The organism is Aeromonas sp. R5-1 (assembly GCF_040908265.1).
GTDB classification, from domain to species: Bacteria; Pseudomonadota; Gammaproteobacteria; order Enterobacterales; family Aeromonadaceae; genus Aeromonas; species Aeromonas caviae.
The window spans coordinates 1-16,098 of sequence record NZ_JBFODJ010000065.1 but is presented as its reverse complement, the minus strand read 5'-3'; the positions used below and the strand labels follow the sequence as shown (position 1 = coordinate 16,098).

At 55.3% G+C, this 16,098-nt stretch carries 10 protein-coding genes; 1 reads left to right on the top strand and 9 read right to left on the bottom strand.

What is annotated here, in order from left to right; all coding sequences use genetic code 11:
* The first annotated feature begins 287 nt into the window (after positions 1-287).
* Positions 288-656, top strand: a complete 369-nt coding sequence (locus tag AB5Y64_RS10070) for a VOC family protein (protein WP_043154157.1) — start codon at positions 288-290, stop codon at positions 654-656.
* A gap of 694 nt (positions 657-1,350) precedes the next feature.
* Here the strand turns inward: AB5Y64_RS10070 and AB5Y64_RS10065 are convergent.
* From AB5Y64_RS10065 to AB5Y64_RS10025, 9 genes are all read right to left on the bottom strand, one after another.
* A complete protein-coding gene (locus AB5Y64_RS10065) occupies positions 1,351-4,449 on the bottom strand; it encodes a type I restriction endonuclease subunit R (protein ID WP_201871585.1) in 3,099 nt (1,032 codons plus the stop codon).
* Positions 4,450-4,655: 206 nt separating this feature from the next.
* Positions 4,656-5,732 carry a Fic family protein gene (locus AB5Y64_RS10060; protein ID WP_077097230.1) on the bottom strand — a complete coding sequence of 359 codons (1,077 nt, stop codon included), beginning with the start codon at positions 5,730-5,732 and terminating at the stop codon, positions 4,656-4,658.
* A 15-nt stretch (positions 5,733-5,747) separates the two neighbouring features.
* Positions 5,748-6,791: a DUF4917 family protein gene (locus AB5Y64_RS10055; RefSeq protein ID WP_113721843.1), complete on the bottom strand. Its 1,044-nt coding sequence runs from the start codon at positions 6,789-6,791 to the stop codon at positions 5,748-5,750.
* A 1-nt stretch (position 6,792) separates the two neighbouring features.
* Entirely contained in the window at positions 6,793-8,121 is a 1,329-nt protein-coding gene (locus AB5Y64_RS10050) for a restriction endonuclease subunit S (RefSeq protein ID WP_335837976.1), read from the bottom strand.
* The gene (locus AB5Y64_RS10045; protein WP_368203726.1) at positions 8,111-9,961 is read right to left on the bottom strand and encodes a type I restriction-modification system subunit M; all 1,851 of its coding nucleotides are present in this window, start codon (positions 9,959-9,961) and stop codon (positions 8,111-8,113) included. The genes AB5Y64_RS10050 and AB5Y64_RS10045 overlap by 11 nt, the downstream gene beginning before the upstream one ends.
* Before the next feature lie 748 nt (positions 9,962-10,709).
* Entirely contained in the window at positions 10,710-11,204 is a 495-nt protein-coding gene (locus tag AB5Y64_RS10040) for a hypothetical protein (RefSeq protein WP_201871580.1), read from the bottom strand.
* A gap of 428 nt (positions 11,205-11,632) precedes the next feature.
* Entirely contained in the window at positions 11,633-14,080 is a 2,448-nt protein-coding gene (locus AB5Y64_RS10035; protein WP_201995738.1) for a primase-helicase zinc-binding domain-containing protein, read from the bottom strand.
* A 504-nt stretch (positions 14,081-14,584) separates the two neighbouring features.
* A complete protein-coding gene (locus AB5Y64_RS10030) occupies positions 14,585-14,830 on the bottom strand; it encodes a hypothetical protein (protein ID WP_047438419.1) in 246 nt (81 codons plus the stop codon).
* Positions 14,831-15,030: 200 nt separating this feature from the next.
* Positions 15,031-16,062, bottom strand: coding sequence for an IS630-like element ISAhy2 family transposase (locus tag AB5Y64_RS10025; protein WP_001809438.1), 1,032 nt, complete (start codon positions 16,060-16,062; stop codon positions 15,031-15,033).
* Positions 16,063-16,098: the final 36 nt, after the last annotated feature.

Genomic DNA, 16,098 nt, shown 5'->3' with positions numbered 1-16,098 from the left:
AAGAGCATGTTGGTTGAATTGGGGCATGCAGTCGTGGCAAGCCCTCCGATGCCATATCGGCTCTTGAAGCTGGCTGAGGGTCATGGATAATCAGGAAGGTATTTATGAAATAAATGAAATGGGCCATACCATGGTGAAATCAAATGAGGCTGACGGCCAATATCCCCCCACCCGAGGGGCACAAGCACTTTAAGAGTGCAAACGCGCGCCATTCGTCTAGCCTGCCCCGAAATGCCCGGTCATACTGGCAAGCCATCTTCCCCTGTTCCCAGCGCCGCGAGGAGCCCATGCCCAATCTCAACGTGACCGAAATCAAGGCCTTCGTGCCTGCCCGGGATTTCACGCTGTCAAAGCAGTTCTATCAGGATCTCGGCTTTACCCTGGCCTCCGATGGCGACGGCGTGGCCTATTTTCATCTCGGCAACGCAAGCTTCCTGCTGCAGGATGGCAACCCCCCGGGGCTGGCCGAGCAGCTCATGATGCACCTCCTGGTGGAGGACGTGGCCGCCTGGCGGGCCCAAGTGGAGGCGAGCCAGATCGCCGCCCGCTACGGCGTCCGGGTCACGGAGCTCGTCACCCAGCCGTGGCGCATGAAGGAGTTCTGTCTGTACGACCCCTCAGGCGTGCTGTGGCGCATCGCGCAGAACATCGACTGAGGGGATGGCAGTCCGAGAGGTTGATGGCCCGAGAGCCTGTGGGTCTGAAGGTCTGAAGGTCTGAGGGTCTGAGGGTCTGAGGGTCTGAGGGTCTGAGGGTACACCTCTTCGCACCGCCCGAAAAAACAAAAGGCCATCCGCGAGGATGGCCTTTTGTCATGGAATCTGATGGTGCCCGGGGTCGGACTCGAACCGACACGTTTTGCAACGGCGGATTTTGAATCCTGATTCTACGGTTTCACAAGGATAGTACGAGTCGTAATGCCTTGAATCAAGTGGGTTTTGGTTATCTCCAGTTTGCTGTGAGTGAGGTGGGTTTGCACATTTTGCACATTTTTACCCACCGAAATCACATGCCTACGGCCAGCAAAACTAAGTAATTCCCCACTGTAGTCGAGCAAAGAGCTACAAGAGCAGGAGCTCATAGCACCGGTCTTCAACCTCTTGATAAAACCATGACTGAAGGGCATCAATTTCGTCATTTGTGCAGTCTTCAGGAATGCGCTCAAGATAAGCCATCCAGAGATCGTTAATCGAGGGTTGTGGGCTGAGTTGCTTGGTATAAACCACCAAAGAACCGATATCATGGATTCTATTGGGTAAGACAAAACCCTGTTTCATTACCATTTATCCCGATGTGACATGCTTTTCTGTGCCTTTTTGAGCGAGCCCTTTTTTTCGTCCATTAACCACCTCAACACCAAACCTCACACAAGCTCTCTGCCTGTGCCAGTACCAGCTGGGCAGCTTCTTCCTGCTGGTCTGGCGGGTACTTGTACTTGCGCAGGATGCGCTTGACCATCAGCCGCAGTTTGGCGCGCACGCTTTCGCGGCTGCTCCAATCCACGGTCACGCTACGGCGCAGGTTGGCTGTCAGCTCATGGGCTATCTTGGCCAGTATCTCGTCCCCCAGCTCACGCACCGACGCCTCGTTGTTGGCCAAGGCATCATAGAAGGCGAGCTCGTCATCGTTAAGGCCCAAGGCCTGCCCCCGCTTGCTTACGGCGGCAAACTTCTTGGCCATGTCGATCAGCTCCTCGATCACCTGCGCGGTTTCGATGGAGCGGTTCTGATAGCGTGCGATCACCTTGGTCAGCATCTCCGAGAACTTCTTCTCCTGAGAGAGGTTGGTCGCGAACTTCGACTTGATCTCCCCCTCCAGCAGTCGCTCCAGCAACTCCACCGCAAGATTGCGCTCCGGCAGGTTGCGCACCTCGGCCAGAAACTCATCATCGAGCAGGCCGATATTGGGCTTGTCGAGCCCCACCGCTTCAAACACATCGACCACATCGCCCGATACCACCGCATTGCCGATGATCTGGCGAATGGCCAGGTCGCGCTCTTCGTCGGTTTTCTTCTTTTGGGAGATCGCCTTCTTGGTCAGCAGCACCTTGACCGCCTGCAAGAAGGCCACTTCTTCCCGCACTGCCTTGGCCTCGTCAAGGGTGCAGCAGAGCGTGAACGCCTTGCTCATCGCCAGCGCGTTATCGGCAAAGCGCTTCTTGCCATCCTCAAGGCCAAGAATAAAGTTGGCGGCCCCGGCGAGCAGCTTGTGGCCACCGGTGAGGTAGTCGCTGTAATCAAAGCCATGCAGCAGGGCGCGCAGGATATCGAGTTTCTCCTCCAACACCGCGTAGGCCTCATGGGCATCGACGGTCGGCTTGCCCCGTCCTTTGCTGGCGGTGTACTCCTTGATGGCGCTCTTGAGCTCGTTGGCGATCCCGATGTAATCGACCACCAGCCCGCCTTGTTTGTCCTTGAACACCCGGTTCACCCGCGCAATCGCCTGCATCAGGTTGTGGCCCTTCATCGGCTTGTCCACATAGAGGGTATGCACGCAGGGCGCATCGAAGCCGGTCAGCCACATATCACGCACGATGACCAGCTTGAGCGGGTCACTCGGGTCTTTGAACCGCTTCTCCAGCCGTTTCTTGACCAAGGCTGGATGAATATGGGGGCGCAGCAACGCCTTGTCAGAGGCGCTACCGGTCATCACGATCTTGATGGCCCCCTTGTCGGGGTCCGGGTCATGCCAGTCGGGGCGCAGGGCCACCACGGCATCATACAAGTGCACGCAGATCTCGCGGCTCATGGCCACCATCATCGCCTTGCCATGCTGCGCCTGATTGCGCTCTTCAAAGTGGGCCACCAGATCGGCGGCCACCCGCTCGATCCTGGGCGTGCTGCCGACCACCTTCTCCAGTGCGGCCCAGCGTGACTTCAGCTTGGCCTGCTCACCCTCTTCCTCATCCTCGGCCAGCTCATCTACCTCGTCATCGAGGTGGGTCAGTTCGTCGGCCTTGAGCGACAACTTGGCGAGGCGTGACTCGTAATAGATCGCCACCGTCGCGCCATCTTCCTTGGCCTGCTGCATGTCATAGACGTGGATGTAGTCACCAAACACCGCGCGGGTATCCCGGTCTTCACTCGATACCGGGGTGCCGGTAAAGGCCACAAACGTCGCGTTGGGCAGTGCGTCGCGCAAGTGCTGGGCATAGCCGACCTGATAGCGCGCCGCCCCTTCTGCAATCTGGTTGGGTAATTTGAGCGAGGCGCTGAAACCGTACTGGGTGCGGTGCGCCTCATCGGCAATCACCACGATGTTGGCGCGCTCGCTCAGCACCGGGAAGGTGTCTTCATCCGCGCCGGGCATAAACTTCTGGATGGTGGCAAACACAATGCCGCCGGAGGGTCGGTTGGCCAGCTTGCTGCGCAGATCGCCGCGGGTTTCCACTTGCACCGGCTGCTCGCGGATCAAATCTTGCGACAGGGAAAACACCCCGAACAGCTGGCCATCAAGGTCATTACGGTCGGTGATCACCACGATGGTCGGGTTCTCCATCGCCGCCTCGCGCATCACCCGCGCCGCAAAGCAGGTCATGGTGATGCTCTTGCCGCTGCCCTGGGTGTGCCACACCACCCCGCCCTTATGGCTACCACCGGGGCGCGACGCCGCCACCACCTGGGTGATCGCCGCGCGTACGGCATGAAACTGGTGATAACCGGCGATCTTCTTGACCAAGCGGCCATCGTCTTCAAACAACACGAAAAAGCGCAGGTAATCGAGCAGCATGGCCGGGGTCAGAATGCCGCGCACCATGGTCTCCAGCTCGCCAAACTCGCCATAGGGGTCGAGGTTGACCCCATCCACCGTGCGCCACTGCATAAAGCGCTCGGCATTGGCCGACAGCGACCCCATCCGCGCCTCGCTACCATCGGAGGCAATAAGGATCTCGTTGTACTGAAACAGGTCGGGGATCTGCTCCTTGTAGGTCTGCAGCTGATCAAACGCCTTCCAGATGTCGGCATTCACATCGGCCGGGTTCTTGAGCTCAAGCACCACCAGCGGCAGCCCGTTGATGAAGAGGATGATGTCGGGGCGGCGGGTGTGTTTGGGCCCCTTGATAGAGAACTGGTTGATGGCCAGCCACTCGTTGGCGGTGGGCTGCTCGAAGTCAACGAGGCGGACAAAGTCCCCCACCGTCTCGCCATCGCGCTGGTACTGCACCGGCACCCCATTCACCAGCAAGCGGTGAAATGCCCGGTTGGCCGACAGCAGCGCCGGGGTATCGAGATTGACCACCTGCGCCAGCGCATCTTCACGCGCCACCAGCGGCACGGAGGGGTTGAGCCGGGCAATCGCCTCCCGCAAGCGCTCGCGCAGCAGCACCTGCTGGAACTGCTCACGCCACGGGTTATCAGAATCGGGGGCCACATCGTAGCCACACACCACGCGATAGCCCACCTCGGCCAACCACCCCAGCACCTCTTGTTCCAACTGCTCTTCGGTCATTGTTGCTCAATCCCTCAAGACGATCCCTGGCCCCCCCATGGCCTCTGCCATTCGGGTATGCCCAACCTGCTCAGCGTCACAACGGGTGACATATCGACTCGTCACCCCCATCTGTCGATGGGATCGACAGGTTGCGAAAATATGTTTAAAAAAAGCCGAAAAATCGACACGTTATGGTGATATGTCGATCCCGTCACCCTGATCGGTTAGCGGGTCAACTCGGCGAACAACGCATCGTTGATGTAGTACTTTTCACGGCCAACCTGCTCTTCCCGCAAGATGCCCATCGTCGCCAGTGTTTGCAGATAGCGAGAGGCCGTCTGGCGTTTGGCAATACCGGCATCGACCAGAAACCCGATCTTGGTGTAGGGCTGCATAAAAATCAGTTCGACCAGATCCTTGCTATAGATGGCCTCCGCCTCCCGCTGCACCCGCTCGCGCACCTCTTCCATCAAACTCAGGATGCGATTGACCTGCTCAAAGGTTTGTTGTGCCGTGCTCTCCACAGCCCTGAGCATAAACAGCACCCAGGGTTCCCATTGCTGCGCTTCGGTGATGCCCCGTAGGCCGGCATAATATTCCTGCCGATTGGCGATGATGTAGCGCGACAAAAAGAGCACCGGGATATCCAACAGTTGCTGCTCAACAAGATACAACAGGTTCAGGATGCGACCGGTACGGCCATTACCATCGGGGAAGGGGTGAATCGCCTCGAACTGATAATGCATCACCGCCATCTTGACCAGCGGGTCCAGCTCATCCTCGGCATGGATAAATTGCTCAAGATTGGCCAGCTTGTCGCGGATCACCTGCTCTCCAACGGGTGGGGTATAAATGACCTCACCTCGGTCACTCTTCAGGGCCGTACCGGGGATGGCGCGAATGCCGATATCCACCTGTTTAATCAGCCGAACCAGTTCAATAAACAGGTTGGTATTGAGCGGGCGATCCTTGAGCGAATGGAAGCCATGATAGAGCGCCTCACGGTAGCGCAGCACCTCTTTGGTGTGAGGATCTGTCTTGCCATCGCGGTTGGCGGCGGCGCGATACAGCTCGTCATTGGTGGTGACGATATTCTCGATTTCCGATGAGAGCCGCGCTTCTTGCAAGATGATGCTGTTAATCAGCAGCCCCTGATTGGGGATCTTGGCCGCCAGCCCGCGCAGATTGGCCAATACCCGGTTGGCCGCGATGGCTTGTTTCAACACCGCCTTGGTCTCCAGCTCGATGATGGGGGGCAGCAATGGCAGGTCGTTATAGGGCTGGTTACGATCAAATGACATCAGCAGTCACCTCTTTTAGTCAGCATGGTTCCAACACCCCGCACTGGTGGCATCAAAAAATACAACCTCCTTGATGCCCGCATCATTTAGCATTTTTTCCATATGCACCCTTTCGGATTCAATTTTTTTTGGTGTCTTGTTACCAGCAAACACAGACACCGCGGCGCGACGGCATGGTGATAACGCCAGCTGCTCAAGAATATGACGATCCTGTTTGCCAATGCTCCAGCCATAAATAGTCATGCTGTCTTTGGGGCGAGGTAATTCATGTTGATACACATGGGAAAGATATCGGGAGCTGTTTATCGCGGCGATCTTGCTCTCTGACGAGCCCTCGCACACAAACAGAGGTTGACCGTCATTATCACGCCAGTACTGGGTGATAAGGCTTAATGGGTCGCTATTGTCGGCCATCAGCTTACTTTCCTCGCCACCTTGAGTTCGGTAGAGCGCAAGATTGCCATGAGGATAAAAGACTCTGGTCACTCCGGGCTCAAGTTCAGCAGGGAATGACGCGTTGAAGCATTGCTTGATCAATTTGGGGTCTGTCGCGCGCGTCTTATCAATGGTGAACCCGTCCTCAAAACGCCAACCATTGGCTTGGCGAGCATTAAGTGATGCCCAATAGACAATCAAGTCGTAGTTGAGGCTGAATACCGTCGAAAAACCTGCCATAAAGCGGCCAATATGGGCAAGCCCTTGCTGGTCACTGATAGCCTTGTCTGGATGAATGTCTTTTACGGTATCGATCAGCGCCCGCCGCACATCTGTATAGGCGTTGCGAACTTTGTCACGCTCGATTTTGGCCAGCTCAAACTTTTGATTGATATAGTCAGCCTGCCATAGGCGATATAACACTCGTTCGAAATCACGGTCATTCTTGGCGAATTGATCAAACACCTGCTGTGCGGCAGGGCGGATAAATCCGTGCTCACAGCCCTGCTGATACAGGTTGGTGTAACGAAAACAGGGATTGACAGCGACACTGCCGCCATTGCCCACAATCAGGGTGTCCCTGTAATCGGCCTGTATCTCATGCCACCCCCTTATATCTGCCACGTCAGCTTGCCCCTTCGGCCATAGCCTCTGCCTCCGGCAAGCGCAGTTGACCGGAGATCAGACGGGGTAGCAGGGTGTCGCGCAAGGTAGCGAGGGTTTGGGCTTGCTTTTGATTTTCTACCAAGCGAGCAAACAAAGGTTCGGCAATTCTCATGAACTCAACGATGACTTCTTTGGATGGAACCAGAGCGGGTAGAGGGCGGAATGCCTTCTTGCTAATCTCCATGAAAGTCGAACCGTTGGCGTGACTCTTAATCATCTCCATGTTCTGACGACACCAAAACAGCATATATAGTGGCGGCAATTGCCCTCCGAGCGGCATGGCGATATAGCCCTGATTCACTGCTACTGGCATTTGAGTGATAGCAAGATAACCAATAGGTGCTCGAGACGACATCAACAAAGTTCCTGTTGGTAACAACCCGGAACTTACTTTTGCCAAGCCTTCTGACGAGAGTTTGCGTTCTGTCTGCAAAAGCACCGGTGACTGCAGACCAGACAAGTCCTTTGGAGTTGTCCAAGAATGCTCAGCAGGTTCCCAGAATGCAGGTTTCTTTGTATCCGGCGTCCCGCCACCAATGCATTCAACTGCATCCCCCACGGGCTTAACCGTCCACCCCTTCGGCACCATACCAAGTTCGGACTCTTCGAAGCTGTCGGGGAACAGGGATGCAACCTCGGGTGTCAGACCAGCAGGCTGCTCACCACGAGCACGTGCATGAACCGGATCGAAGTCAACAAACCACGACTTGAACAGCGTCTGCAAAATACTCTCCAACGTAATATTCGTTTCACGCAAAAATTCAATTTTTAATGAAAGCTCATAATACAAGGCACCGACAAAGCGCTGAACAGCAGGCGTAGGTAATGGCAGAAACAACTTATCGAAGTCCGTCTTTTTAAAATGTGGAATCACTGCATCTACATTTAGAGCCTTGATCCGAGCCTGCACAAGATCTGACCGTAGCGCAGCAAAGAGATAAAGCGGTTCGATTTTCTTCGAGTCTGCTCGTAATGCGACCATATCCTGTGCAATACAAAAATCGACAGGATTCGGCACCAAACAGACTGCTCCGTTTTGACTGCCCTTATTTGTAAGCAATATATCGCCAGGCTTTGGATGAGCCCTAAACCAAGTATCAAATGTCTCTTTTGATACATATCGTAGATTTTGTTTTTGCGGATAAAGATCGCGATTATTCACGCAATTAGTAGCAATCAGTGCAATTCCAGTTGTTGCTGTAGGCGCTGTTCGACCTCTGTTATCAACGATAAACTCCAACGAATCCTTCAGAGAAATCTGCCCAAAACTATGGTGCTCAAAGGTCATACCCAAGCCCCCCCAGCTTCTGTTTTATCAACAGATCCAGTTCGCTCCCTTTGCTAATCTGGTCCCCAAGTTGCTTGGTCAAACGAGCCATTTTGTCGGCAAAGGCTTCATCGTCCTCCTCCACCTCTTCGGCACCAACATAGCGACCGGGGGTCAACACATGGCCGTGCTCAGCAATCTCGGCCAAGGTCGCACTACGGCAAAAGCCCGGAACGTCTTCATAGGGTTGCTCGCACTCCCCACCCCCTTTCCATGCGTGGAAGGTATCGGCAATCTTGGCAATCGCGCTCTCATCGAGTTCACACTGCACCCGGCTGATCATGGTGCCCAGCTTGCGGGCATCGATAAACAGCACCTCGCCCTGACGGCAGGTCTTGTTCTTGGCGAGGAACCAGAGGCATGCCGGGATCTGAGTGTTGAAGAAGAGCTGACCCGGCAGCGCCACCATGCACTCCACCACGTCCGCCTCCACCATGGCACGGCGAATGTCGCCCTCGCTATTCTGGCTAGAGCTCATCGAACCGTTGGCCAACACGATACCGGCGCGGCCATTGGGCTTGAGGTGGTAGAGCATATGCTGCAGCCACGCATAGTTGGCGTTGCCCGCAGGCGGCGTACCGTAGACCCAACGCGGATCCCCCTCGAGGCTGCCATGCCACCAGTCGCTGATATTGAACGGCGGGTTGGCCAGCACAAAGTCAGCCCGCAAGTCCGGGTGCTGATTGCGGGTGAAGGTATCACCGTTTTCGCGCCCGAGGTTGTAGTCCATCCCCTGGATGGCGAGGTTCATGGCAGCCAGCCGCCAAGTGGTCGGGTTCGACTCTTGACCGTAGATGGAGACATCACCCAGCTTGCCGCCATGGGCTTCGATAAACCTCTCCGACTGCACGAACATGCCGCCTGAACCGCAGCAAGGGTCGTAAACCTGGCCATGATGGGGAGCAAGCACCGCCACCAGCGTCTTGACGATGCTGGCAGGGGTATAGAACTGGCCCCCCTTCTTGCCCTCGGCACTGGCAAACTCGCCAAGGAAGTACTCGTAGACCTGCCCCAGGATGTCGCGTGCTTCACCGACATCACTGCCAAAGCCAATCTTGGAAACCAGATCCACCAGCTCGCCGAGCTTGCCATCGGGCAACTGGGCTCGGGCGTAGCGCTTGTCGAGGATGCCCTTGAGCCGTGGGTTCTCCTGTTCGATCAGGGTCAGCGCATCGTCAATGCGCTTGCCGATATCGGCCTGCTTGGCATGGGCCCGTAGCCCCTCCCAACGGGCCCCTTCCGGTACCCAGAAGGCGTTTACTTCACGGTAGTAGTCGCGGTCTTCCAGCTCCTCGGCCAGCAGCTCATCGTCACAGTCGTAGAGGAAGTACTCGTCGCTCTCATCGGCAAAGCGGCGAGTCAGTTCGCTTCGACGGGCGGCGAAGGAGTCGGAGATGTACTTGAGGAAGATAAGGCCCAGCACGATGTGCTTGTACTCGGCGGCGTCCATGTCGGCACGCAGCTTGTCTGCGGCAGCCCACAGGGTCTTCTTCAGCCCCTCGATACCGGTAGCTTGCGGCTCATCCTTGGCCTGCTTAGCACTGCCACTGGCTTTCGCTTTGCGTGGTGCTGCAGTGGCAGCGTCGCCTTCCAACACCCGGAGTACAGCACCGCCCCGCCCGCGCCCCTTGCGCAGAACGCCCTGTTCCAACAGGGCCTCGCGTGCGGCGGTAAATACCTCATCGGTCAGGTCGCTGAATTGGGCTTTCAAGGTGTCCATCAGGGCTTGGTTGCCGATGCTGCTGCCATCTTCAGGAACGGCGGCCAGCAGCGCCTGGCTGAGCTCGTTGGGGTCGGTCATGGGTTTCTCCGGTTATGCATGTTGCCGTCACAGCCCACCTGCGCGAAAGCCAAAGTGAGGATGCGGGCCAAGTTGTCAGACTGACGGAACGGCGCATGCCGAGCCTTACGGGCACAGCAGGGACCTATCCAGGGTGGTGGGTCAACAGAAGGCGATGCAGCCAAGGTGATGCATCGGCGAGAAAAAGTCCGGCCCGTCAGTCGTCGATCCATTATCTGGCGGGCAGTTTATACAAATGAAGCCCTGACAACTATGATCGAGGCACGAATATGGGCTCACGAGAACGAGATGGGCGCGATTAACCCGGCAGATCCGGTTGATGGCAGCGAAAGTGATCGCCTGTAACGGGACAACGAGTTTTTCATTTTTGGGGGTAGCTGAAGAGGCGTGTGCGATCACTCCCACCGGCAATGCCCTGTCAGAACTGGCCCGGGGGCTGATGACCACCAAGAGCGACCCTGGCCGGCCAGAAAAGTGATCGCCGAGAGTCGATAAAAAAGAGATCGTTATGCAGAGCGATCGCTTTAATAAAATGCCTTACTTTACTGATGCTTACATCTTTATTTTCACGAAAATGAGCAGGTTCGTTACTCTGCAACCGCACCGCTCTGCCAAGCGCGATCACTTTGCTGCATTTGGGGGTGGGGCAGGGGGGTAAGCCTTGTCATGACTGGGTTATGACCACCTTCGGGTCATACAGGGCAATAGTGATCGCCTGTAACACAAAAAGTGATCATGTTAGGGGTGATCACTGCGGGATTTTCTCCAACTCCCAACCCCATGGCTCATTGGGTGCGCCCCTGGGGTATGAGGCGAAACGCCAACCCAACGGCTTTAGCACTGTGTTCAAGCGACGGAATACCATCCTGTGATTTGAATGGTTCAGGTTGTAGAAGTCAGTCAGCTTCTCACAGGTCACGCCAGGGTCTGTTGCGACGACCAGAATGTAGGTATGGTGCGGATGCCACGCCATTGCAACGACAAGAGCGGCCAAGTGATTAATCGGCCCCAGCTTGGATATGGCATGGTTTCGCTCTGCCCGCTCCATCAATCGACGGCTAGACTGGCCAGCATGCCGAGCCCAGGCATTACGATACCGAAAAATGTCTTCAACTCCCGGTGCTGGCTTGCACAATCGTGCTAACTGCTTGCGTTGGCGCTCTGCTCGTTTTTGCTCCTCTAGCCGCTGCTTTTCCTCTTTCGCTATCTCTTTGGCATACCTCTTCAGAATTTCGTCGATCATTCGCTTCTGCTTCACGTTGGGCTTGGTGGATCATCATTGGCTTGGCCCGCTAATCCCCCTGAATTGTTTTACCGCTTTTGGTGCCTACCCAGCCTACCTCCGTTGCAGGCCTTACCAAGACTGGCTTGAGGCGTGTAGGGTTCAACATTGATTGCCTACCCATACCCTACCTCGGCCTCAAAATCTCGTCTGTTTGGTTGATCAGAACAGAGCGGATCTGCTACCCGGCCAGATCAAACATCATGGTAGGGATAAAGATGACCAGTAGGGTTTGGGTAGGGTTAGAGAATACTCACCCTACCTCTTTGCATCCCTTGCCAGGCAAGGCTTTCAGTTGCGCTGGGTAGGGAGGGTAGGGTTTGTGGATGAAAGTCCTTCCTATCATCAGGTACAGCGGCCAAGCTCATCATTCTGTTATCACTGGGTCGTCATTGCTGATCGTCATAGACAGCTTGGGGTAAGAACATCTCCGCTACCTCGGTCAGTATGACGTTGGTTTGGGACCTGCCCTTGATCACCCTGCTGCAGTATTGACGGCCATACTCTTTGGCTGCTGCCTTGACCGCGCGGCTAAACGCTTGAACTGATAGCGGGCGCCCCAGGCCGTGATACTCCATAAAGGAAAGATAGGCATGATAGAGGTAGCGCCGGGGTTCCCGCTTGATCTCCGGATTACCCCCCATCATCAATCCCTTGGGTTCATTCAGAAAGAGCACCATCCCGCAAAGGTCGATCACGGGGTCGGTGGCTCGTTTGATGGTCAAGGCATCATCAGAGTTACGCTGCTCCAGCAATAAGTGACGGGCATGCTCAGGTTCGGCAAACTGGGTTAACAGGTGGCGGATCACCACCGGCAACTCGGTAGCAATCTTGTCGCCAAGCAACGGGTCTTTATCCGCTTCGGCCACAACCCGGTCAAAGGTAAAGATCACCCTGCGTCGGGATATTCCCCCATTGCGTTCAGTAATGACCATAGGCTCGTTATTGGTGGCCAGCACAACAGCCTGGATGACAGTGGCAAATTGTTTCTCATACTTCCCATCGATCTCGACCAAATCGCCCCCGGTAATAGCCTTGATGCCACTGCCATCACCGATGTATTTGGGCTGGTCAGGCAGCACAATCAGCCGTTTATCGACAAACTGGTAGCGACTTTTAGCGTGATCCAGTGAGGCCATGTTGCCAGAGCCGGTGTTCCGTTTTCCACCAGCTAACAGGATTGCCACATTGGCAAAGATGCTCTTGCCGCTGCCCCCCTCACCGGTCACCTCAAGGAATAGCTGCCAGTCATAACGGTTTGCCAGCACCATATATAAGGCGGCATTGATGCGAGCCATCTTGGCGGCGTTGTTATCGACGGCGTGGCATAACCATCTAGTGAAGTTGGGAGCATCCCGATCGAGACATTCATCAGCGAGCGGCGGGGCATAGTTGATACCGTTGTGCGTGAGCAGTCCATCACTAGGCGAGTGATGCCGAAACTGGCGAGTTGTCATGTCATAAACTCCATTCGCAAAGCCGATCAGATCTTTGGTTGGCTGGCCCATGGTTGGGATCATCAGCTTCATCGTGGAAACTGTGGCGGCAATACCTTTGTCACTGAACGGAACGCCATGCTCGGTAAAGATGGCAGCCATTTCGCGGCGCAGTTCGGTATCTGTCCATGGTGTCCATAGGCTACCGTCATAGCGATAGACACGCTCGGCCTCAAGGCTGATAGCAACTTGCCCCAATCGTTCGACCAGTAGTGCAGCCCGCTGACTAGCACTCATCTTGTCGATCATGGTGGCTGGTGGCTCATGCCCCCGTTGGGGCTGGTTCACCTCGATCTTCCTGAGTTCCTCTCCCTTCTGGCTGGCGTTTTGGTTTTGGCTGGTCGCCAGTCTGGTGCTGGCGCTCATGATGGCCTCTTGTGTCTTGCTCAGCCCATGAGCTTGGTGGTAATCGTTCCAATCCCCGGCCTCTGGTGGAAATATTGCACGCCCGCCCACGATCATTGCGGCTTGCTCAGTCTGGTGCTTGGTGGAGTCGTTACGCTGGGCGGTTGCCTTATCCAGGTCGTGATCACCACAGATAATGATCTGGGCGTCTGGGTGTTGGCTTCTGGCAATCTTGGCCACGTTCATCAGATTGTTGGCTGTCATCGCGCAATAGACAGTTGCTCCTGTCGCCTGCTCGACTGATAGACCGGTGGCGTAGCCTTCCACCACGGCCACCAGCGCCCCACCATCAATGCGATGGTATACACCAGCCTTGCGGCCACCACCCAAGGTGTGTTTCAAACCATCTTCGTTGCGAATGAGCTCCACGTTCACCAGCGTCCCTGCGCCATTCAGCAAGGGAACAATCACACTACCGACAGGAAACACCTCACCATTTATCGTTTCTTTGGTACCGCTGATCGCGCTCTGGTGTTCCGCAAAACCTTTCCTGGATAGGTAAGCGCTACAGCCCAACGAATGCGCGTTCATGATACGGCAGGCGCGTTTTGCCGCCCTCTTGTAACCGTGTTCCCTCTTTCGGGCTGCCTCTTTGGCCTTGGCTTGTTGTTGCTGGTGGATGCGCTCCCGTTCGACAGGATCTAGCCCACCGGCAGCCAACCCCACCATAGGCGCTATCAACTCAGCGGCCTCCTTGGGGCCCTTGCTCGTCACCCGACATACTAACTCCAACCCATCCCCGGCACCGCACTGGCCACAGATGAAGGTCCCTCGGCCTTCCTTGTCATCAAATCGAAAGCGATCTTTGCCACCACAGGCAGGACAGGGGCCATGCTTGCCATGACGAGGAATATCGAGACCAAGACCCGCCAGCAAATCGGGCCAGTGCCCCACGGCTGCGGCTGCAACATCAGAAACAAACCTTACAGTGCTCATACCTCGCCCCCAACCAGAGCGGCTACCAGCTCATTGAATGCCCGATCGTCTAAGCCAGCCTTCATTTGGCGAGCATAGGGGCGAGTTACAACAGCAGCAGCCCCTTGGCTTTGCGCTATAAAGGCGGATCTCGCTTTTCTGCTGGAGAAGGCACTCAATACTCCGACACGGGAGCGTTTGCCGGTTCTGGGATTGGGTGGTCCATAGAAGGTTTCAGCCTGGCTATCAGTGGCCCATGCAAAATAGATCATCGCTTGCCCTCCGAATCAGAAGACGAAACACGGATCTCGGCCAGCAAGCCTTGATGGCCTTTATGGATTAATAAGTGAACTTTCATGCTAAAATTACCTCGCACTCACTGGCTCCTTGGTCTGCAAACTGTCAGAGCCAGCGAGTAATCCGAAATGCCCTTACTGTCGCAGGTAAGGGCTTTTTTTCATGTTTTCCCCATGGGTTTGCACACCATGTTTGCCTATATCCGGTAACAGATGGATTCCCTGCGGTTTAATCATCCGTCGGGTGTTGTTCAGGCAGTCCACCAGCCATCCACAAGCCGAAGAGTTTGGTATTCACAAACATCCGCTTGCCGACAATTCGGCAGCAACGTTCCAAGCCGGGCTTCTCGGCTCGCTTCCAAAACATGGCCTTCAGTGTGGGATAGTTAAATTGGGGGTAGTGCTTGGGGATTTCGGTTACAGGCAGCCAGTTGTTGAGATCTTGGCTGATTGCGATGAGGTTGAGGTCTTGCATATAGCAGATGCTCCCTTTCCAGTTGCTCTTGGTGTTCTGCGGTTTGGTCGGGGAGCATTTAATCAAACTTGAGGTGTGTCGTAAGGTGCAATAATTAGCCCCTATTTTTGCTCCCTAACTTTTTCACCTTCCTGGTGACAGAGTACATACAACTTGGTTCAACGCCCCAGATAGCGGCTAAATAACTGATCCCAATAGTGCTACACCTTCGCTGTGCCATAGCCATTCCCCGGGAAAGGAGACACGGTATCCATGAAGTGTTTCACTCGGGCCAGCAGGTTTGCCATCCCTCTGCATTGATGATTGCGCGTGATGGTTTCATGTAACTTGTGCCATAGCCGTTCTATGTGATTAACCCAAGGGCTGTAAACTGGCTGGAACACCAGGCAGAACTTGGGATTCTTCTTCAACCATCGCTCGGTCTGTTTGCTTTTGTGAATGATGTAGTTATCGAGGATCAACGTGATGGTTTTGGCTCGTCGGTAGTGGTGGCGCAGCTTTTCCAGCATGGCAATAAACAGCGATGAGTTTTTCTTGATCCCGCTGACGTAAAGTACCCTTCCGTTGCCTGCGTGGAGAACGCCTGCCAGATAATGCTTGGCATTCTGCCCCGGTGTGACAACCCGCTTTTGCTGCGCTCTGAACATCCAGTCGGCTCCTAATTTGGGATTGAGGTCTATATCGACTTCATCCTCATAAAACACCGGATTATCGGCATCACAGCGGGCCAGCGCGGCGTCGATATTCGCCATTTTTTCCTGATAGGCTGGGTCTTTTATCCGCAAGGTCGGCACGGGCCTGCGCCAGACAATGCCCATACGAGGTAACCATCGGCGGAGCGTGGAGGCTGCCACATTGAGCCCTGTTAACCGATTGATTTTTATAGCCAATAGTTCAGTACACCAACGGCTGCGCTGATAACCAAAATCTTGCGGAGAAAACTGCATGAGCAGCACCAGTAAGGTGACAATCTTGGCGATAGGTAAGACTGGGGCACGGCCAGCCGGTAAGGCTTCTAGCGCATCTATGCCTTCATCTCGATACCACCGAAGCCAACGACCGATGGTCGAGCGCGCAGCGCCGGTAAGGTGATGAACATCGGTGATCGTGCGTCCTTCATGTAACAGCAAGATGGCCATCAAGCGACGAGCATGTCCTTTATCACGGGTGGCATGGATGATTTTGTGAATGCGGCGCCGTTGTGGTCGTGGCAGAGGTGGTAGGATAGGCATCAACTCAGTCCTTTGGGTGTGGCTTGTTTTGTTTAG